Genomic DNA, 313 nt, shown 5'->3' on the forward strand with positions numbered 1-313 from the left:
TTTAGTTCTGATTTTTGTTGTGGATTAGTTGCTTGTTGAACTTGTTGTTTCAAGCTTTGATAGGACTTATTAAGTGCTTTAGCTGATAACTGTTTTAGGTCATTATTTGACTCTTGCTGAACTTGATAATTCTCAACCGAAACTATCTTGACGTCTTGGGGGTTAAAGACAATATACTCTTTAGAAATCATGTCTTGATCTTGATGGGGATTATTTGTATTAGAAGGTTAGCGCCAACGATCAAAGACCTAGAGCTAAATCTCAAATTTAATCAATCACATTATGAAGAATCCAATGACTATAAGCAAGACGA

The 313-nt window shown here is 33.9% G+C and carries 1 pseudogene; it reads right to left on the reverse strand.

The features are described from left to right. A pseudogene (locus FC60_RS09875) lies at positions 1-107 on the reverse strand (LtrC-like protein); the annotation flags it as partial. Between the last annotated feature and the right edge of the window lie 206 nt (positions 108-313).

This window comes from Limosilactobacillus gastricus DSM 16045 (genome assembly GCF_001434365.1).
GTDB lineage: Bacteria > Bacillota > Bacilli > Lactobacillales > Lactobacillaceae > Limosilactobacillus > Limosilactobacillus gastricus.